Here is a 20,407-nt window from a genome sequence, read left to right on the forward strand (position 1 = left end):
TAGGGAGTACAGTTTTAAAAAGCGGCTTTTATAAAAAGAGCCGCTTTTTTGCGTTTCAACTGAAGATCCAATGGAATCTTTAAGCATTTTTCTTTAATCCCAAAGCGTGTGAAAGATACCTTCCTGATCAATACGTTCATAGGTATGTGCGCCAAAATAGTCTCGTTGTGCTTGTATAAGATTTGTAGGTAATTTCTCCGATCGGTAGGCATCAAAATAAGCGAGTGCGTTTACGTATCCGGATACGGGTATCCCGTTTGCGATAGCATCTTTCAATACCTCTCGAACGCTTGCCTGCGTGTTCAGTAGCTTCTGTGCAATGGTGCTATCGAGTAGGATATTGCGCAAGCCTGGATTAGTCGCATAGGCTTTTCTAAAATCTTCGAGCAAAGACGCACGAATAATGCAGCCGCCGCGCCAAATTTTCGTTACCACCTGTAAATCTAGCTCATAACTATAGCTTTCCGATGCAACAGTAAGCTGTGCCAAACCTTGCGCATAGGTCGTGATGATCACAAAGTACACTGCATCTTTTAAGCGAGCGATAAGCGTTTCGGCGGGCAGGTCAATAGGTTGTCCATCCCATTTAAGTAGTTTTGCCGCCTCTACACGTTCGGGTTTGTATTTGGACATATCGCGCATATTGACCGCCGCATCGATTACCGGCACTGGCACCTGTAAATCCATTGCATTTTGCGAAGTCCATTTACCTGTTCCCTTCGATCTTGCCCAATCTGAAATCAGGTCTACCAAATACTGGTCACCCTCTTTTTTCTTCAGAATCTGAGCGGTAATTTCAAGCAAGAACGAGTTTAAATCGCCCTTATTCCATTCTTCGAAAGTCTGCTGTATGGTTTGGGTGTCAAAACCATATAATCTTTTCATCAGGTCATAGGTCTCTGCAATTAACTGCATGATACCATATTCGATACCGTTATGTACCATCTTTACATAATTTCCGGCCGACCCGTTGCCTAAAAATTCCACACAGGGTTCGTCGGCTACCTTGGCCGAAACCGCCTCGAATATTGGCCTCAGTCTTTCGTAGGCCTTTCGATCGCCACCGGGCATCAAGCTTGGACCACGACGAGCGCCACTTTCTCCTCCCGAGATGCCCATTCCGAAGAAATGTATACCCATAACGGAAAGTTCATTAAATCTTCTGTCCGTATCCGCGAAGTACGTGTTTCCGCCGTCAATGATGATATCTCCTTTATCCAAAAGCGGAACAAGACTGGCAATCGCCATATCAACCGGCTTTCCGGCCGGCACCAACAGCATAATTGCTCTGGGTTGTTGCAAAGCTCCTATAAACTCTTCGACTTGTGTCGTCACTTTGATGCGATGTCCTTCACTTGCTTCAGCTTCCAATGACTTCGCTTTTTGTAAATCGAGATCTAACCCTGCTACTGCGAAACCGTTGTCGGCCATGTTCAGCAATAAATTACGTCCCATTACGCCTAGTCCAACTATTCCAAAATCGTAGTTATTCTTTTTATTTATACTCATCGTTTAATATCGTTTTTCTAAGTTGAAATTTACCATTTTTGTTGATACTATGAAAGACAATTATCAGCAGCTCGTTATAAAGCGCTTTTCTCTCTTCAAATTACCTTGCTGGTTTTGAGTCTTTTGTTGTAAACCAACGGATTATCCGTATATTGAACTCTGCTAAAATCAATTTTATTTATGATCATTGGATTAGACATTGGTACCTCATCTGCGAAAGCTGTAGCATTTGACTATGCGGGTAACATCTTGTCACAGCATAGTATATCCTATCCCATATTAAACCCGTCAGAAGGCTGGTACGAGCAAGATCCGGAGATTGTTTATGCTGCATGTATTGAGTCTATTAGGTATGTCATGATTGGCTTAAAGCAATCTAGTGCCGAGATACAGAAACCCGTATGCATTTCGGTGAGCAGTGCTATGCACGGACTGATTGCTGTTGACTCAGCTGGAAAGCCACTTAGCAATTGCATAATATGGGCAGATCGCAGAAGCGAGGATATTGCGGTAGCCTTGGAGGCAAGTGAGGCCGGCAGGCTGCTTTATCAACAAACGGGTACACCAATACATCCCATGTCTTTGCTCTGCAAATTAATGTGGATAAAGTCTAATGATCAAAAATTATTTGCTCAGTCGTATAAGTTTATTGGTATTAAAGAATTTCTTTTTTACAGGCTCTTTGGCGTCTATGTGGTCGATCATTCCATTGCATCTGCAACAGGGCTTTTCGACATACATGAACTAATATGGTCTGATCAGGCGTTAAGGTTGGCCGGTATATCGGAAGAGCAATTAGCATCTCCAGTTCCCGTCGATTATATTTTAAATGTGCCTAACCGAGAAATTGCGGCCTTGATGCACATCCCTGAAGATACCCCTTTTGTGATAGGTGGAAGTGATGGTTGTCTGGCTAATCTCGGTGTAGGAGCTATACGTCCTGGAGTGGCTTCGGTAACTATTGGTACGAGTGGAGCTATTCGCGTAGCGAGTTCGCAGGCAAATCGAGAAAAAAAGCAAAGGCTATTTACATACCTACTGAGACCAAATGAATATATAATCGGTGGCGCGGTCAACAATGGCGGAGTATTGCGCAATTGGTTTCATGACAACTTTTTAAGCGAATTTATTCAAATGGAAGCAGATGGAGATCCTTCCGCGTCGTTAGATGCTTTAATCAACTCCGTCGTTCCCGGGGCAGAGGGTTTGATATTTTTACCCTATCTCACTGGTGAACGCGCCCCACATTGGAATTCCAATGCAAAGGGCGTTTATTTTGGAATACAGTTGCATCATGGCAGAGCGCACTTTGCCCGTGCCATGATGGAAGGGATGTTATTTGCAATTTACAGTGTAGGAGTTGCATTAGAGGACAACACCGGTCCAATTCATACGATCTTCGCAAGCGGCGGGTTAGCGCGTTCATCACTGTTGGTACAGATGCTTGCAGACATTTTCAATAAATCTGTATACACCAAAAATACGGTTGAAAGCTCTGCATGGGGCGCAGCATTGATCGGCTTGGAAGCTTTGGGTATACTGGGGGGTGATCATCCTACTATAAAAAAGAATCAAGCGGAAGCAGAGCAAGATACCGAGCACTATTATAAACCGCGTGAGGAGAATCACGCTGTATATATGAAAAACTTCCAGAAATTTGAACGCCTGTACCATGTATTGGAAGGCGAGTTTTAACTAGATATAAATTATTATGCCGCTAATCATCGTTATTTTGGGAGTAGCTTTATTACTTCTCTTAGTTACTGTCGTCAGGTTAAACACAATCTTTTCATTACTGATAACCTCTGTTGCGGTCGGTTTTGCTATGAATATGAGTGCTGTCGATATCCTTAAATCTGTTGAAACCGGAGTGAGCAGTACCATGGGCCAGTTGGCACTTTTGTTGGCTTTCGGGTCTTTACTCGGGAAGTTGATGGCGGAGGGTGGTGCTGCAGAAAAGATTACAACGGTACTAACGGCTGTATTTGGGCGAAAGAACTTACCGTGGGCAATGGTTCTCACGGGCTTTTTAGTAGGAATTCCCTTATTTTACAATGTCGGTTTTATTGTCTTGGTTCCGTTTGTTTTCATGGTATGTGCTTCCAATAAAATGCCCTTACTTTATGTCGCTATTCCGCTGCTCGCAGCGCTTTCCGTGACGCACGGTTATTTGCCACCACATCCGGGAGCTACAGCCATAGCGGTTACTTACAATGCGGATATAGGTTTAACAATGGCTTATGGCATTGTTGTAGCAATTCCTGCCATCATTATCGGTGGGCCACTCTTTGGCAGGATGCTTAAGCATATTCCGACCAACCCACCGACCGAGTTTTTTCCTGAAGACAATGAGGCAGATCGAAAAGAGCTTCCCGGATTTGCAATTAGTATATTCACGGGTCTTTTTCCAATAGTTTTAATTGCTTTAGGTTCATTTGCACATCTACTATTCCCAAAAGACTCCTCTTGGCTGGCGGCGCTACGTTTCGTGGGCGACCCGGTTGTTGCTTTAATGATTGCAGCTTTAGTGGCGATGTATACGATGGGTATTCGTCAAGGTAAAAGTTTGCGGGAGCAGTCAGCAAGTGTGGAAGAAGCAATCCGCGGGATCATGATGATCCTTTTTATTATTGCAGCATCAGGCGCCTTCAAGCAAATTTTGGTAGATAGTGGTGTAGCGAATTACATCGCTGACCTAACCGCAGACCTTAGCTTGTCGCCTCTTGTGCTTGCATGGCTAATAGCGGGTGTCATTCGTCTGGTTATCGGTTCAGCAAGTGTTGCTGGGCTAACGGCTGCGGGTATTATGCTTCCCATTGTACAGGCAGGGAATGTTACTCCTGAATTAATGGTGCTAGCGACGGGAGCGGGTAGTCTCATGTTCTCCCACGTCAACGACCCGGGGTTTTGGATGTTTAAATCTTATTTTGGCGTGAGCATGAAGGATACGTTTCGCTCATGGACGGTGATGGAAACGCTCGTTTCTGTGGTTGGATTGATCGGTGTATTGGTTTTGCACTGGCTTGGTCATTGACAGCGAATGGGAAAGTTTCATATCGGCATACTGCTTTAGTTAATAATCTATCCCTTCTGAGTATTGCTTCTTTACAAACAGCATAAACAGGATCGTGTGCTGTCGCTGGAGCTCAACAAAATGATTATAGAAAGTAATTGTTAGGATACACTAATGGGGCAGAAAGTCTTAAACGAATATTGAATTATAAAGGCCCATAATCGGTTGATTATGGGCTTTTTTTTGATGAAAACCTTTGTTTGATTTTTTTTTCTTAATATCGTGACAATGAGCCAAATTTTGTTGTTATAAAACTATGCAGAGATTATATCGTTTTTATATTTTTTTATTGATTTGGGTAGGAAGCTGCCTCGCCGGGCTGTCAGCTTTTGGGCAATTTATCGCCTATACCGTCGACAATTTGCCAAGTCCCAAAGTAAAAGGACAGGATTATTTTGTTTCCAATCCTGATGGAATCCTTTCCTCGGGTACAGTGGCCGAATTAGATGGCTTATCGACGCAGATTGAGGCTGCTACAAAAAGTGAATTTGCCATCGTTGTTGTAAATGATTATGTTGGCGACAGTGATTTCGAATTTGCTTTAAAATTATTCAATACCTGGGGTATCGGTAAGAAGGAAAGTAACAATGGGCTTTTGTTATTTATTGCTAAAGAGCGGCATGAATACCGCTTTATTACTGGATATGGTATGGAGAGTATCTTGCCAGATGCTTATCTTAAACGTATAGGAGGGAAGTATCTCGTACCCAACTTTCGAAATGAAGATTATGACCGCGGTGTTTTAGAAGCTTCGGGTTTTATAAAAACAATACTGACGTCTGCAGACAGCAAAGCTGAACTGGAGCGCTTAATGCCAGAAGCGATACCTGTTTGGAGCTTTAAAAGTCCTATTCTGCGCAACTCTTTTTTGGTATTGATCTTGTTTGCAATATGTTATATCTGGCTGGGTGAGGTGACTAGAGCGATAAAGGGGCAGCTGACTAAAAAGAGTAAATATTTTCCACCTTTGGTAAGCGGATGTGGCTGCATGGGAATACTCATGTTTATCAGTGTGTTTATCTGTGCCTTTGCCTTAAAAAATTTTGAGGTGGTTTATCAGTGGAAAAATTTACCCTATTTTATATTTGTATTTGGCAGCATCACTTTGGCGATGAAATATAATGCTAGTCGCACACAGATTGTTAACTCCTATCGCGATGAGGAGAATATTCAGCGGGCCTTACGTAAATTTCGTGTGTGGGGACTTGTACCATTATTGCTTAGTCCATTTGCCTTATTTGATCTTATTGGATTAAATAAACGGATTCGGAGAAGTAAACTGCGGCTGGCCCCGCCTGATAATTCAGGAAATTGGTTACGGATGAATAAGGATGATGTATCGATGCGAGAAAGCGCATATCTGGATCCTGGCCAACTTTTGGAAAAGAAAATTGGCAGTCGATCTTACGAGATCTGGATAAACCAGACAAGCAATGAAATCAAGCTGGTTCCATGGGATGAAAATGCTGGCTTTGTCGATTGCCCTGCATGCCATTATAGAACCTTTGAAACAGGGCGTACTAAAACGATCCGAGCCGCAACGTATAGTTCACAAGGGCTAGAAGAACGTTTTGACCTCTGTAAGAATTGTGGACATCGTGTGTCTCATGGGGAGCATTCAATTCCTGTCAAGGTGCGATCTACATCGAGCAGTTCTGGCGGCGGATCTAGTAGTAGCGGTGGTGGCGGTAGCTTTGGTGGTGGATCTTCTGGCGGCGGTGGTGCAGGCGGACGATGGTAATCCATAATTTAAGGATAAAAAAAAGGTTTTCAAACGGGGAGAATGAAAACCTTAAATAACCAATTATAAACCTAAATTATGATGACACAAATATAGTGTATTTATTACACTATGCAAATTTTTTTTTAAAAAAAAATAAAAAAGATAGCTATAGCTCGTACAATATGATTTCTGTTTATAAATTAAAACCAAAATTTCAGCAGTTGTTGATGCCGATTTTGAACTTTTTGCATCGAAAAAAGGTGACTGCAAATCAAATTACGATTGGGTCGATCGCGCTGTCTATACTTATAGCGCTGCTGTTTTGGTATGCCGACCGTTTCCCTGTTTTCTTTCTGGCGTTGCCAGTCGGATTATTGTTGCGTATGGCGTTGAATGCACTGGACGGTATGATGGCCCGTCTTTTTAACCAAACGAGTAAAACAGGAGAAGTTCTGAACGAGGTGGGCGATATTGTCTCCGATGTCCTGATCTTTTTTCCCTTGCTGAAATTTCATCCCGAGAGTTTATACCTGGTTGTATGCTTTATTATACTGAGCGTGATCAATGAATTCTGTGGTCTAATTGGAAAAGTGGTCGCCAATGACCGTCGTTATGATGGGCCCATGGGGAAAAGTGACCGGGCACTGCTGTTGGGGTTATATGGTATTTTGAACTTGTTGCAGATCTCGATAACGACTATTTCGGTCTATATTTTTGCTGTGCTGTGTTTGTTATTGGTCTTGAGTTCGACAACGCGATTGAGAAAGGCATTGGTAGTCCATGAGTGAGTTATCCAATCCGAAGGACAAGTTTGCTGATGTACCTGTCCGGGTAAGAAGCTGGGGCTATATCGTGCTTGTATTGGCGATAGCTTTCGTTTCCCAAACAACATCTTTGCTGTTTGTTTCCTGGCTGACATTTCAGGGCATGCGCGAATTTATGAAGATGTTTGTGCCACATTTTAATCTTGTATTGGTCTTTGCGGTTGTAACAGGCCTATTGCAGCTGATCCTGTTATTGTACTGTTCATACAGTGGCTACCTATTGTGGGCGACACTATTGTGCATCGGGATCGGGCTGTTTTTCCGGTTGGGACAGAAAACAGCAATGGGTGCTGCTATCGGAATGACAATTGGAGCGGCTGCTTGCTTACTTGCATTCAGCCACCTGGCTTTTATTCGGGCAGTAGAAATTCATCAGAATGAGTGGATGGGATTGCGGCTGGTGGCCTTTATCATCGTTTTAACGGAACTGAATGATGTATTCCAATACCTCATGGGCAAATTCTTTGGTAAACGAAAGATCGTTCCGCGCATCAGCCCAAATAAAACGGTTGCCGGATGTCTCGGTGGTATCGGACTGACGATAATTTTGAGTAATATCTTGGGCTATTTGTTATTACCATTTGGAGATTTTATTGGCTTTTTTTTGTTGGGTCTACTCTTCGGTGTTTTAGGATTTTTTGGTGATGTACTTTTTTCCTTTTTGAAACGTAGGACGGGAGTCAAGGATACGGGAACATTAATCCCCGGACATGGTGGATTGTTGGATAGGATAGATAGCCTGCTTTTTAATGCGCCTGTTTTCTATGGTTTGATTTGTTTGATAGAAATGATGAATTTGTAATGGTGAATAAAAAATTGGAATTATAGGTCTTGACTTTGTAAAAGGATACACATACATCTAATATATCGTAAAATGAAGTATCAACGGACAGTTTTATTTTCAGGTGGTGGTACTCGTTTTGGCTTGTACCTGGGAATGTATGCGGCGTTGGACGAACTAGGATTAAAGCCGGACTTACTGATAGCTACCTGCGGTGGATCATTGGCCGCTGCGATTATTCAGGCTTTTGCAAGGGATGAAAACCGGAAATCCTATCTCCAGTCCGAAGAGTTTTACCGCTTCTTCTGTGGACATCGGCTTACAGAGCAGCGTCATCTGGGCAAACTTGGTTTATATGTGTTAAAAAAGCAATGGGATAAACGATCTGCTCCTTATTTGGAAGATGTCTTTGATCGTTATCTGGTCAAAATGGAACATGATCTTTCCCCTTTATTACCGACTTTGAACCGCCCGTTTTCACAGGAAATACCCTCAATTATTATTGGTTCGAGAATGCTTTTTGACCGTTCGGAAGTTGGGGAGAGACGTGGCGAACGTAAGCTCTATCAGAAAGTCCTGATGGGGAATGCAACTGCCCTGTCGAACGTAAATCTGGATCGTATTCAACTTCAAGGTGAAAATTATGCACAAAGTGCTGTTGCTCCAACGACAGTGATCAATTCATCGGTAACATTGTTAGAGGCTGTTCGTATTTCGATGTCCGATATGTTTTATATTGAGCCAATAGAGCGGAATGGGGAATATTATGCCGGCGGAGCCATTGATCTGGTGCCTGTGGAGCTGGCGCAGTCTTTGGCGACGGAAGTGATCGGTGAACGGAAGCAGTTATATAAATTGCAGGAAGAAGGATTGGTCAGAGCTGTATTGGGCTTCAGTGGGAATCAACGCCTACGAGATATTAATCAGCAATTTCGGGATATCCGATGGATTGATACAAGGGATGCTGCGCAACAACTGGTAGGAAACTATTGCAGAAAAGGTATAGATTGGCGTAGATTTGAAATAACATTGTCACTGCCGACCAGTCTGGATGAATTTGCGGCTGCTATGGAAGCTCAGTGGAATTATGGATATAGCAAGACGATGAAACTGCAGCTGGGCTGAGACACGATGGATTGGAATACGTGGAATTCGGGAGAGGTTCGGAAGAGATGGAAATTGTATATGATTTGATCATTCTTTTAATATGAAGGTATTTATCGCGGGAGGAACAAGTGGAATAGGTCTAGCATTGGCAAAAAGCTACCTCCAGCAAGTGGCGGAAGTTGCCGTATGTGGCCGGGACCTTTCAAGGCTGACTAATAAGCCAGCATATGATGCGCTGGTCAAGTTTAAAGTGGATGTATGTGATCGGGATGCTTTGGCTGCTGCCGTTGATTCTTTCTGTCACCATGAAACATTGGATCTTTTTATCAATTGTACGGGAAGCTATGCTGATGATGTAGCACAGCGCATCAGCTATGAGGAGGCAAGTGCTATGCTCCGAGTCAATATGTTGGGTACCCTGAATTGTTTTGAAGTCGCCCGCGAAGTCATGTGTAGACAATCAAAGGGACAAATTGCAACAATAGCATCTGTCTCGGGAACTTTAGACTTTCCGAATTCAAGTTTGTACAGTAAAACAAAGCGAGCAGCAATCCAATTGGCTGATGCTTATCGGAGGGCGTTGCTTCCGTTTGGGATTGCAGTGACAGTCATCGCACCCGGGTATGTGGATACATGCAAACTCCGTCAGCTTAATCAGCAGGATCTCTCCAAAAAGCCCTTTTTGATCAGTGTAGATGATGCCACGCAGCGCATCTTAAAAGCGATACAGCAAAAGAAAGAAATCGTTATTTTTCCGAAGCGTATGAAATGGCTGATGGGATTTTTAGGCCTTATCCCCCATGTATTATTAAGTAAAATCATGTTTAGGAAAGCCAAATGGATGAAAAACGATTAAATAAAATAGGGAGGCAGCTCCTCGTTGCCATCTATTGCCTGCTACTTTTTCAACTTACCTATCCCTTTACAGCTGCCTACGCATCCAATTTAGCTGCGGTACCTTCCTTTATATTCGACTTTGAACAGCATATTCCGTTCATTCCATGGATGATTTTGCCTTATATGAGCAGTGGACTGTTTTTTTGTCTAGTGCCTTTTTACTGTGGGAAAAAGAAGGAACTTCTGTGCTATGCAAAGCGATTTACGTTTATCACCCTGATTGCGGCCCTATGTTTTCTTCTTGTTCCGCTGCGGTTTTCTTTTGACCGACCGCAGGTTGAAAATCCTTTGTTCACCATTTTCTTTTCTTTCTTAACGGAATATGATTCGCCTTTCAATCAGGCGCCCTCCCTTCATGTCGCCTATGCCTGTCTTTTTTGGTCGGTACTGCGCTGGAGGTTCAACGGATGGAAGAAAATAATCTTGGGCATCTGGATACTGATGATGGGCTTAGGAACATTGACGGTATATCAGCACCACGTGATCGACCTGTTGACAGCTTGTATACTGGTTCAGTTCAGTTTTATCCTCTTCCCGAATGCCATCGAACAATCGGCACAAAGGTTGGCTATAGCGAATAGTTATTACCTCATCGGCTGGATATTCACGTTACTGGCACTCCTCTGCGAGGGATATGTGTTTCCTTTGATTGTTGTTGCTTGGATAGCCTTCGTCTGCTTTGCCGTAGGTTACAGTTACCAGCGCAATAATAAAAGGTTTTTAAAGGATCATCTGGGGCGAATACCGCTGATAAAGAAAGTATTTTATGCTCCTTACCAATTTGCTTATTGGCTAATGTGGCGTTTTTTTAGAAAGAGAAACAATCCGCCGCTGATCGAGTTACTTCCGCGCTGTTACGTGGGGCCAAGATTGAGTGATTCGGAGCTTGTAGCGTTGGGGCTAGGTCGCGATCTGGTTGTTTTTGACCTCGCAGCGGAACTGAAGGAGGTAAAACTCTCAGGTGCCATGCGAAAATATTATTCTCTTCCTTTATTGGATATTGCGGAGGTCGATGTGGATTATGCCCATGAGATCATAGACGCTATGCTATCTGCTTACCGGAACTTGGATGAACATGAAAATATGATCATTCATTGTACCATGGGGTACAGTAGAAGTATGATTTTCGCTATTCTGATGACGCGCGAGTTTTTATCTTTAGATTTAAATAATGCTATAGATCACGTAAAGTCGATCAATAGGCATATGGTGCTGCGAGGTCACGCGATACAGTTGATGAAAATTATCGTCGCTGTTCGATCCTGATCAAAAAAATGGTGGCTTGATCTTTGTTTTTAGTAGCAACAGCTGAATAGATACGGAAATTACATACTTACATACGCCATTGTATAGATGGGATAAATTATAAAAAGATGAAATCAGGTTATTTTAAGAGTTTCGATCAGGGTGAACTGCTATATCGTGTGTGGAATTATCAAGAGGGGCAAAAAGCTTTGGTTGTATTGCACCGCGGGCATGAACATTCAGAACGCCTGCAGGAGATGGCTACCGATCCGCAGTTTGCCGATTATTCCATCTTTGCATTTGATTTGCGGGGACATGGCCATACCAAAGTGCCCGTATCACCGGTATTCATGGATAATGTGCGCGATCTGGATTGTTTTGTCTCCTATATGCGTACCGAATATGCAGTTGACACCGACGACGTCTTTGTCATCGCCAACAGCATTGCCGGGGTTATTGTAAGTGCTTGGGTACATGATTTTGCCCCTCCAATCGCAGGTATGGCTTTATTGGCTCCTGCTTTTGAGATTAAACTGTATGTACCGCTGGCCAACCCGATGATTGCGCTTGGAACCAAGCTGAAAAAGGATCTCGTTATCCAAAGCTATGTCAAGGCGAAGGTACTGACCCATGACATTGAGCAACAACAGGCTTATGATGCTGATCCCTTAATCTCAAAATCCATTAACGGCGCTTTATTAGTTGACCTGTTGAAAGCCGGTGAGCGTATCGTAGACGATGCAGCCGCAATCGATATTCCTGTGATTGTGCTATCTGCTGAAAAGGACTATGTGGTCAAAAACTCAGTGCAAAAGCAATTCTTTGTGTCTATCGCTTCCAAGCTAAAGACATTTATTACCCTGCGCAATTTTTATCATGGTATCCTGTTTGAATCCAACAGGCAGAAAGTCTATACCTATTTAAAAGATTTTATTACGAAAGCCTACGCAAGGCAAAAGCCTGAACAGGGGCTGGAGCCTGACGAGTTTTCGGTAAAGGAATATGAGAAATTGTACCATAAGGTGATGCCTGCGGCTGAGAAGCTAAACTATGCTTTTCAGAAATGGACTTTAGGCAAGATCGGATCATTGAGTCATGGGATGAACTTAGGGCTTCAGTTTGGTTTTGATTCAGGAATTTCATTGGATTACGTCTATCGCAATGAGCCAAAGGGTCGGTTGGGATTAGGTAAAATTATCGATAAAGGGTACTTGGAAGCGATCGGTTGGAAAGGGATCCGTATACGCAAACAGCATCTGTTAAGTCTATTAGAAGAGAAGATTGAGCAGATCAAGTCTACAGGCCGACCCGTGAAGATTCTGGATATTGCTGGTGGTACCGGAAATTATTTGTTTGACATCAAAGAAAAATATCCAGAAGTGGAGATCCTGATCAACGAGTTTATGTTGTCAAATATTGCAGTGGGGGAGAAAATCATCAAGAAGAATGGGCTAGAAGGAATACGTTTCAGCAACTACGACTGTTTTGATCCCGAGACTTACGAAAAACTGGATTTTGTACCTAATATTGTGGTGATATCTGGTATTTTCGAATTATTTGGCAACAATGAAATGGCGAGCAGGGCGGTATATGGTGCGACTTCCATTTGTGAGGAAAACAGTCATCTGGTGTATACCGGACAACCATGGCATCCACAATTGAAAATGATCGCTTATGTGCTGAACAGTCATCAGAAGAAAGACTGGGTCATGCGCCGACGTTCGCAGAAAGAACTGGATCGGATTATGGCTTATAACGGGGTAGTTAAGGAGCGGATGCTTATTGATGATTACGGGATATTTACTGTTTCTTCTGGTGCTGTGAAAGCGGGATAATCGCTTCCACTGCTCGGAAATGCAGATCCGATCCGTTTGACTTGAGGAAGATTTATTGCGTATGAAACGTCATATTCCCGATATCGTTGAACTTGAAAGTTTACTTGAAATTGCTAAGATCGCCTTCGAGCAGAAGATGGTCGTATTATTTGGTCATGATGAAACTGTGAAGTAGATAATAAAGGGAAAGACAATCATTAATCAGCCTAAATTTGCTTAAGCTTAAAAAAGTTGATAGTAATCGTATCAAAAACACTGCTATCCCAGCTGAACAGACAAAAAAAGTCAGCTGGCATAGCAGTAGAAAATCTTAATTCTTATACTCCCGAATTGCCTGAATAATACCTTCCAGATTTTCATTGAAGTCTAGTAGCTGACCGAAGACTTTATCATCTTTTGCTAGTCCTCCATGTTTATTGTTTTTGCGAAAGATTTCTTTGATGGCTTCCCAACGTTCCTGCTCGACAGTGTTCAGTAGTCCGGCAAGCTCTTTTAGTTTCAAAAGGTTACTTTCCGTGTCCGCAGTTAGTGTCTGCGATTCGCTCTCATAGTGTGCGAGAAGAACCTGATCAATTTCTTGCTCATTCATCATAGGAACTACCTGAGCAACAAGTTTGTTCATATTCCGATACGATCCCTGCATTTTAAATGGCGGTTCGGTGCGGTAATTATCCTGCATCGCTGCACTCTGAATATAATTCTGATTTACTTTGATCACGACATTTCTGATTTTTAGCACATGCCGTAGCACAGCGATAAAGTCGTCAATATCCTGTTTCAGATAGTTTCCCTCTAAATTTGGCAATTGATCCATAACAGACTGTGCATAGTTAACCAGTGCATAGAAGTCGTTAAATGACTTGCTTGCAATCTTCTCGAGGTAACTGTTTTCAATAGCCGCATTTTCAATCAAGCTGAGGTTGAATAATGCTTCGGTATCACCGATTACATCGCCAAGATTGTATACGTCGGCCCGATTGGCAAGCATGTCGGGAATCTGAAACTTAGAGCCACTCTCGGTATACGGATTTCCGGCCATCACAATGCAGAAGCGCTTGCCACGGAGGTCGTAGGTCTTGCTCTCACCCTCAAAAATACCATCAATCTTACGTTGACCATCGGCCAGAGAGATAAATTTCTGTAAAAACTCGGGATTTAGGTGCTGAATATCGTCCAAATACAGCATAACATTGTCAGCCATCTCAAATGCAAGATTGATCTTTTTGAGCTCTTCCCGTTCTCCGGATGTTTTCGCTTCAATCGGATCAATGGATGTAATCGAATGACCAATGGTGGGGCCGTTGATTTTTACAAAATGTAAACCCATCGTTTTGGCAAGGTATTCCATCAAGGTGGTCTTACCATAACCCGGAGGCGATATCAATAGCAGCATACCCATACGGGCCGTACGCTTGTTGTCGCCTGCGGCTCCCAGCTGTTTGGCGAGGTTATTTCCGATCAATGGAAAGTAAACTTCGTTGATCAGTTTATTACGTACAAAGGAAGTCAGTACTTTGGGTTCAAACTCACCGATCTTTAGTTCTTTGGCATATGACTTCGCAAGCTGCTCTTTCAATGTGGAGAAAGCCACAAAACGAGGAACGTTATACTCACTGAATTGAGCCAGACGTGCTAAAAATTCATGATATTGGATATGTTCTTCTCCATTGTTCAGGGTTGCATGATTGCCTTTTAATCCGCTGACATGTGCCTGGTCCTTTGCGATGATCAGGTGATACGCATGGGTTGGATAAAGCAACAAGATCGCCGCTTCCTCGATATATTTGCGTAGCGTATGATATTCAGGATGCTCATCAACGAAGGAGTTGAGCCAGTTTAAGGTCAGGTAAAAGCGATCTACCAAGCTAAATTGTTCATTCTGAATATCCTCTTGAAATAGCTTGTAACTTTTCTTGGATTCAAGCAATCGAATAAAAGCCTTTTTCAGTTCGTCAGACTGTTCACTGACGACAAAGGTATTGTAGCTCGTAAACGTCTGAAAAAGGTAAGTCGCCAGTTCAGGGCCGTGAATGGTGGAGCGATCCAAATGTGTCTCCCATGCATTGAATAGCTTGGTCAATTCATCAATGACAGATTGGTAACGATTTGAATTTGGAAATGTTTTTAATATCGTGTATGTCGAGTGTATCAGTGCCAGCTGCTTTGTCCGTTGATTATCCGAAAGGGATTGCCAAAATAGCTGAGCCATCGTACGCAATAGTGGATTATAGCGAAGTAGGTCCAATTTGGTATCCAACTGTTTGACCGTATCATAGATCATCAATGCATCCACATTGTGCACTCCTTTGACATAACCTTCCGAATAACTTTGCTCCACAGTTTGTGTGATAAATAATGCGGCATCAAAATCTTGTTGTCCTTTTGAAGCAACGAAAGCTTTGTATGCAAGGTATTCTGCACGATAAACTTCCTTATTTTCAGAGACAAGTTCCTGATCCCAGATATCCTGAAAACTGTTGATTTCCTCGGCCTGCACCTTATGATAGAAACTTGTCCCAGTCAGGTGGAAATACAGTTCGTCATTTCTGCGCAGTAAGGTAAGGCTGAGGGATTGACTATTGACCGCAAACTTATGCTTGCCCAGCGCGATGATATTTTCACCGTCCACAAAGAGGTCATTCTTATCCCGTAAAACCCGTAAAGCGTCTTCCTGTGATTTCTTTAATAGGTTTTCGAGATTTTCTGCTTTTGAGACATCCTGCAGTGTTTTTAGCTCCTGTACCAACTGTCTGATCTTGTCGATCATCAGGTCCGAGGCAAAAAAGCTGAGGATTTCTTCCCGCGTTAAAAATGTCTTGGATTTGTTTTCAATGTTCTTTAATACACGCAGACCAATCTGTTCGAGCGAGGAGGTACGCTTGTTGATCTGTTCAACGATTTGTTCTCTACGAGAATTAAAAGCCTTGATAACCTCATCACGTTTGTCCGCGATTTTGAGGGCAAAATCTTCAAATTCAGAAAACTTGCTTTCGAGTTCCTCCAGCTGAACGATGACTTTTGTGTAATATTCGTCTACCTTTTCGGTTGTCGTTGACAGTTCGAGGTAGTTGGTAACCGATTGTTCCAACAACGTCAGCTGTGCTGAGAACTCCGCTATCGCTTCCGTACTTTTCAATGAATTGAGTTTTCGCGTAAGCTGTGCACGAACCTCATTTAAGGAGGAAAAGATAACCGAAATCTTCTCAATGATTTTGGTAGTCTGCGTGGAGTCGTCAATTTTTAGACTATTGAGGATATCAATCAATAGTTCCAGTTCGCTTGAAATGGACGAATTGGCTTCCTCAATTGCTTTGGCATCGTAGACCTTCACTATGGCCTCTACATTCTTCTTTTGCTGCTCTACTTTCTGTTCATATGGAAGCAGCGCTTCATCACGTAGCAGAAAAGCAATGGTTTTTTCGGCCAGTTCGGAGGTGATGCGCTGCAATTTTTCCAACAGACGGTCTATCCTGACCGTATCAATATATTTTACATTTTTAAGGTCGATGATCTCACCCTGAAGACGACGGGAGTCGGCCAATTGATGGACGAGCTGATCGAGTTTGTCCACAACGGTACTATTGATGGAGAAGGTGAGTTCTTCCATTTTCTTTTCTGCTGCTATATTTAATTCTGCGGCATGTTTGCGTTGCGCCTGTACTTTTACGAATTCATCTATAGCGGTATTGGCGACTTCCTTGATCTGTGTTAATGGCTGGCCCAGATTTGATAAAGCGTCATCTTTGATCCAGAAATAGGAATCCAATAAAACCGTGGATTTTTTGAGGATATCTTCATATAAACCTTCGTAACTGTCCTCTTTGTTGATCAGTTGGATGACTTCCTGGGCCTCGGCCATGGCCTGAACGATCTGTTTATTACCTACTTTATAAAGGGGATCATCTTTCTTCTGCTCATTTTCTTTAAGCATGGCCATATAGGGTGTTTCCCAGATCTGCACCTGATGATGTCTGGTGGCTTCCGCTTCGGTGCGGAAATAAATTAAGCTACCATCTTTGAACAGGGTAAATCCGTTGCAGATAATCGGGGTCTCAACATGCTGCTGAATGATGTTATACGACAGTAAGATATAGGTATTGGTTTCCTCCTGGCAGAATATATACAGAAAATCTTCACCATTTGGGGAGGCTATCCTACGCAGGAACGATACATGTTCAAACTGTGCATCAAAAACCTTGTGTGTACCATTTTGTAAGTAATATCCATTGGAAAAAATAATGCCTTGATTGTCCGGTAGTAATATGGCGGATTCATTCAGCGATTTGAGGTTGACCACCTCCTTAGTCCGTTGGTTATAGACAAAGGCTCTGAAATCTTCCTGATATGGCTTTATGCGAACTGCGATAAGATTGCCAAGATCAGCGTAGTAATAATCTGCATCATCGAGTTGTTGGTCTGCATTGACCACTTTTTCGGAATAGATCCCTTTGCCGCTGTCTGTGTTGTTTTCGATCTTGAAGGTGATGTCGCCATTGATTGCTTCGATAAAGATCTTATCCATAATGGATATATGGGGATGCTTGCCGAGCCGACGGTCTTCAAGCGTGGTTTTCGTCCAGTCAAATTCAAATTGATTGGGCAATTTGACTTCGTGGATGCTGCGGTCATCCTGATATTGGAGCTGACCATCTTTGATCAGCCATTTGAATGCTTTCAGATCAGCGGGATTTTTGCTGGTCTGAAAGATCATATACAAATAGTTCTCCGTCCTACGAAATTTGGAGAATATAGAGTCCCGATAGTATTTATATAGATTTTGATAATCTGAGATGAAATTTTGATCGTTGATCAGGTCGAGGGACTGCGGAATAAATTGATTATTCTCAAATGCGTAAACACTGAAAACATCTTCCAGCTTGATCTCGGTACGCAGTCCAAAATGCACGTTATACCCAAAAATACATTGGTTATCCAAGGCTAGAATGCCGCGGGCAACACAGTTGTTTTCTGTGGTGATCCGTTGATTGGCTTTGAGCACAAAGCTCGTTGAATTGAAGACTTCTTTACGGGCTTCATTCAGCTGCTGGAGCTTGGTCGCTAGTTCTTCTTTTTGTGTAAGAAGTCGCTTTCGGATAATCTCATATGCACCTTGGTCAAGGCTGTCGTTCTGATTAATTACGTTTTCTTCTGGCATAAAATGGACAGTTCTCTACTGTATTGCTGTGAAAAAATCAATGTAGTGCGTATAAGAGAAGTTTTCGCTTATCTTACACGCAGTATGTGTAGGCTTAACATGTCTTAAGACAACTTCTTGTTTGAAATGCCTAAGTTTTTTGCTAGTCCAAATAGGGAATTGATAAAACCGGCATCTTCACCGTTTTCGGCATCTGTAGCTGCCTGTTGCAATTTGATCAACGCCGCAGAAACTGTTAAGTTCTTGATGTCATTGGAAGAGATTCCGTATTTATCCGCTAATCCCCGGACTTTTTCAGCAAGATCACCTTTCCCGTCTGGGCCCAATAGTGAATTCTTGATATCCGTAGCATGTTTGGAATTATCGATCAGATGATCAAAACCTTTCGAATTTGACACCTGGCGTACGATGTTTTCGAAGAACATGGTTTCACCACCCACGATGTCAATCTTCGCCGTTTTAAGTGCCTCGGATAATACCCCAGCCTGTGCTTGTGCAATATCTTTTTGGATGTTGATCTGTGCAAGTTCGATGTCACGCTCTTTCTGTAACTGTAATTTGAACTCTTCGTGATCTTTACCTACACCGTCAAGTTTTTTCATGGCCTCGGCTTTCTCTTCGATACCTTTTGCTTCGGCTAGTGCTTTTTCTCGAACGACTTCCGCCTGTGCTAAACCTTCTTTGCGCATGGCTTCGGCTTTTTTCTCGATCACAGTTGCCTGTACAGTGCCTTGCTTTTCTTCGGCTTCGGCTTTTGCAACCATTACTTCGGCTTCTGACAAACCTAATGCGGCTTCTTCTTTCGCCTGCGCTTCAGCTATGATCTTACGGCTTTCAGCCTCTTTGAGTGATGCTTCTTTTTTCGCTTCGGCATCTATTAATAATTCCTGTGCACGTTTTTCAGCAATCTTACGTGCTGCTTCGGCGTCGATCACTTTTTTCTCAGCTTCTTGTTCTGCCGCAATTTTCGCTGCTTCAGCAGCTTTTACCGTAGAAATTAATTTCTCTTCGGCTTCTTGTGATGCTGCGATAACGCCTGCTTGTTTCTTCCGTTCTACTTCCCGGAATACTTCAATGTCTCGGACGCCCTGTTGTTCTTCAATAACACCCTTCTCCAATTGTACCCGTTCCTTAATAACACCCTGGATGCTTTTCTTTTCGGTCTCAATCGAACGTTCTTTGTCAATCTGAGCCAAGGTAACGATACGCTCACGTTCGGTCTGCTCCAATGCACGATCTTTCTCTACACGTTCTGCTTCGACAGCATCTGTACGTTGTTTGTTCTTCTCGGCAATGATGATCTGACGTAGTTTATTTTCTTCCTGTACGGCCAGCTGCTCTTCGGTCGAAATGCGGACGCTTTCATATTTCAGGCGCTCTTCCTCACGCACTTTTGCGATTTCCGCTTCTTCCCTTGCCTTGATATTATCAATTTCACGCTTTTGTTTTTCTTCTTTTTCAGCAAGTTGGCGATCCAGTTCTAAAATAGCCTCACGCGCTTCAACGTTCTGCTTTTTAATCAGCTTCTCTTCATCTCGACGGATAAAGTTGGCATTGATATTTTGTTTTGCAGTCAGCTCAGTAATCTTCTTGATACCTTCACTATCCAGGATATTGCTAGGATTCAAATGTTCGATATCTGTTTGTTCGAGATAGTCGATCGCACAGTCATCAAGGATATAGCCGTTCAGGTCTGTGCCGATGATGTCGAGGATTTCATCGCGAAACTCACGACGGGCTTCATACAATTCGATGAAGTCAAATTTCTTCCCTACGGTCTTGAGTGCTTCAGAAAATTTGGATTCGAAGATGCTCTTTAATGTTTCAGGTTCGCTGGCACGATCGCAGCCAAGGTTCTGGGCAACGTTAATCACATCGTCTACATTTTTGTTGACGCGGACAAAAAAGGCCACTTTGATATCAGCACGGATATTGTCTTTACAGATCAGTCCTTCGCCTTGCATCCGGGCAATCTCAATTTTTTTGATGGAGATGTCCATGATTTCCATCTTGTGGAAAACCGGAACGACATACATACCCTTGTTGAAGGCAACTTTCGTGCCGCCGACACCTGTCCTGACAATCGCCTTACCCTGAGGGATTTTCTTATAGAAGGCACTCAGTACAACAAAGAATGCAAATATTAAAAAGACAGCTAAACCGACAATCAGCAATATAATTCCGTTTAAGCCGCTTAAAAATAAAAGAGGTTGATATAGCATATGATTCGTATTTATTTAGATTTTAGTATTTAAATT

The 20,407-nt window shown here is 42.8% G+C and carries 12 protein-coding genes; 9 read left to right on the top strand and 3 right to left on the bottom strand.

What is annotated here, in order from left to right; genetic code table 11:
* Positions 1 to 93 precede the first annotated feature (93 nt).
* Positions 94 to 1,509 carry an NADP-dependent phosphogluconate dehydrogenase gene (gndA, locus tag VXM68_RS07455; protein WP_367210923.1) on the bottom strand — a complete coding sequence of 472 codons (1,416 nt, stop codon included), beginning with the start codon at positions 1,507 to 1,509 and terminating at the stop codon, positions 94 to 96.
* Positions 1,510 to 1,689: 180 nt separating this feature from the next.
* Between gndA and VXM68_RS07460 the strand changes: the two genes are divergently transcribed.
* From VXM68_RS07460 to VXM68_RS07500, 9 genes are all read left to right on the top strand, one after another.
* Positions 1,690 to 3,204, top strand: coding sequence for a gluconokinase (locus VXM68_RS07460; RefSeq protein ID WP_367210924.1), 1,515 nt, complete (start codon positions 1,690 to 1,692; stop codon positions 3,202 to 3,204).
* A gap of 16 nt (positions 3,205 to 3,220) precedes the next feature.
* Positions 3,221 to 4,543: a gluconate:H+ symporter gene (locus tag VXM68_RS07465; RefSeq protein WP_294187182.1), complete on the top strand. Its 1,323-nt coding sequence runs from the start codon at positions 3,221 to 3,223 to the stop codon at positions 4,541 to 4,543.
* Between the two features lie 295 nt (positions 4,544 to 4,838).
* On the top strand, positions 4,839 to 6,323 hold the full coding sequence (locus VXM68_RS07470; RefSeq protein WP_367210925.1) for a YgcG family protein: 1,485 nt from the start codon (positions 4,839 to 4,841) through the stop codon (positions 6,321 to 6,323).
* A gap of 164 nt (positions 6,324 to 6,487) precedes the next feature.
* Positions 6,488 to 7,093: a CDP-alcohol phosphatidyltransferase family protein gene (locus tag VXM68_RS07475; RefSeq protein ID WP_367210926.1), complete on the top strand. Its 606-nt coding sequence runs from the start codon at positions 6,488 to 6,490 to the stop codon at positions 7,091 to 7,093.
* Positions 7,086 to 7,931 carry a phosphatidate cytidylyltransferase gene (locus VXM68_RS07480; protein WP_294187188.1) on the top strand — a complete coding sequence of 282 codons (846 nt, stop codon included), beginning with the start codon at positions 7,086 to 7,088 and terminating at the stop codon, positions 7,929 to 7,931. Before VXM68_RS07475 ends, VXM68_RS07480 begins: the two co-directional genes overlap by 8 nt.
* Before the next feature lie 72 nt (positions 7,932 to 8,003).
* Complete coding sequence (locus VXM68_RS07485) at positions 8,004 to 9,035, top strand: patatin-like phospholipase family protein (protein WP_367210927.1); 1,032 nt, start codon at positions 8,004 to 8,006, stop codon at positions 9,033 to 9,035.
* A gap of 82 nt (positions 9,036 to 9,117) precedes the next feature.
* Positions 9,118 to 9,873: an SDR family oxidoreductase gene (locus VXM68_RS07490; RefSeq protein WP_294187191.1), complete on the top strand. Its 756-nt coding sequence runs from the start codon at positions 9,118 to 9,120 to the stop codon at positions 9,871 to 9,873.
* Positions 9,855 to 11,180 carry a phosphatase PAP2 family protein gene (locus tag VXM68_RS07495; protein WP_367210928.1) on the top strand — a complete coding sequence of 442 codons (1,326 nt, stop codon included), beginning with the start codon at positions 9,855 to 9,857 and terminating at the stop codon, positions 11,178 to 11,180. The genes VXM68_RS07490 and VXM68_RS07495 overlap by 19 nt, the downstream gene beginning before the upstream one ends.
* 107 nt (positions 11,181 to 11,287) lie before the next feature.
* A complete protein-coding gene (locus VXM68_RS07500; RefSeq protein WP_294187195.1) occupies positions 11,288 to 12,994 on the top strand; it encodes a bifunctional alpha/beta hydrolase/class I SAM-dependent methyltransferase in 1,707 nt (568 codons plus the stop codon).
* Positions 12,995 to 13,304: 310 nt separating this feature from the next.
* On the opposite strand, the gene VXM68_RS07505 is transcribed toward VXM68_RS07500, so the two are convergent.
* Positions 13,305 to 18,149, bottom strand: coding sequence for a DNA repair ATPase (locus tag VXM68_RS07505; RefSeq protein ID WP_367210929.1), 4,845 nt, complete (start codon positions 18,147 to 18,149; stop codon positions 13,305 to 13,307).
* Between the two features lie 104 nt (positions 18,150 to 18,253).
* A complete protein-coding gene (locus tag VXM68_RS07510; RefSeq protein ID WP_294187199.1) occupies positions 18,254 to 20,371 on the bottom strand; it encodes a flotillin family protein in 2,118 nt (705 codons plus the stop codon).
* Positions 20,372 to 20,407 lie beyond the last annotated feature (36 nt).

This window comes from Sphingobacterium sp. R2 (assembly GCF_040760075.1).
In the GTDB taxonomy this organism is placed as follows: domain Bacteria; phylum Bacteroidota; class Bacteroidia; order Sphingobacteriales; family Sphingobacteriaceae; genus Sphingobacterium.

Bases quoted from the DNA above. Each gene is read 5' to 3' on its own strand.
- VXM68_RS07470 (WP_367210925.1), top strand. From the start codon at position 4,839: ATGCAGAGATTATATCGTTTTTATATTTTTTTATTGATTTGGGTAGGA.
- VXM68_RS07460 (WP_367210924.1), top strand. From the start codon at position 1,690: ATGATCATTGGATTAGACATTGGTACCTCATCTGCGAAAGCTGTAGCA.
- VXM68_RS07490 (WP_294187191.1), top strand. From the start codon at position 9,118: ATGAAGGTATTTATCGCGGGAGGAACAAGTGGAATAGGTCTAGCATTG.
- VXM68_RS07510 (WP_294187199.1), bottom strand. From the start codon at position 20,371: ATGCTATATCAACCTCTTTTATTTTTAAGCGGCTTAAACGGAATTATA.
- VXM68_RS07485 (WP_367210927.1), top strand. From the start codon at position 8,004: ATGAAGTATCAACGGACAGTTTTATTTTCAGGTGGTGGTACTCGTTTT.
- VXM68_RS07475 (WP_367210926.1), top strand. From the start codon at position 6,488: ATGATTTCTGTTTATAAATTAAAACCAAAATTTCAGCAGTTGTTGATG.
- VXM68_RS07480 (WP_294187188.1), top strand. From the start codon at position 7,086: ATGAGTGAGTTATCCAATCCGAAGGACAAGTTTGCTGATGTACCTGTC.
- VXM68_RS07465 (WP_294187182.1), top strand. From the start codon at position 3,221: ATGCCGCTAATCATCGTTATTTTGGGAGTAGCTTTATTACTTCTCTTA.
- VXM68_RS07495 (WP_367210928.1), top strand. From the start codon at position 9,855: ATGGATGAAAAACGATTAAATAAAATAGGGAGGCAGCTCCTCGTTGCC.
- VXM68_RS07505 (WP_367210929.1), bottom strand. From the start codon at position 18,149: ATGCCAGAAGAAAACGTAATTAATCAGAACGACAGCCTTGACCAAGGT.
- gndA (WP_367210923.1), bottom strand. From the start codon at position 1,509: ATGAGTATAAATAAAAAGAATAACTACGATTTTGGAATAGTTGGACTA.
- VXM68_RS07500 (WP_294187195.1), top strand. From the start codon at position 11,288: ATGAAATCAGGTTATTTTAAGAGTTTCGATCAGGGTGAACTGCTATAT.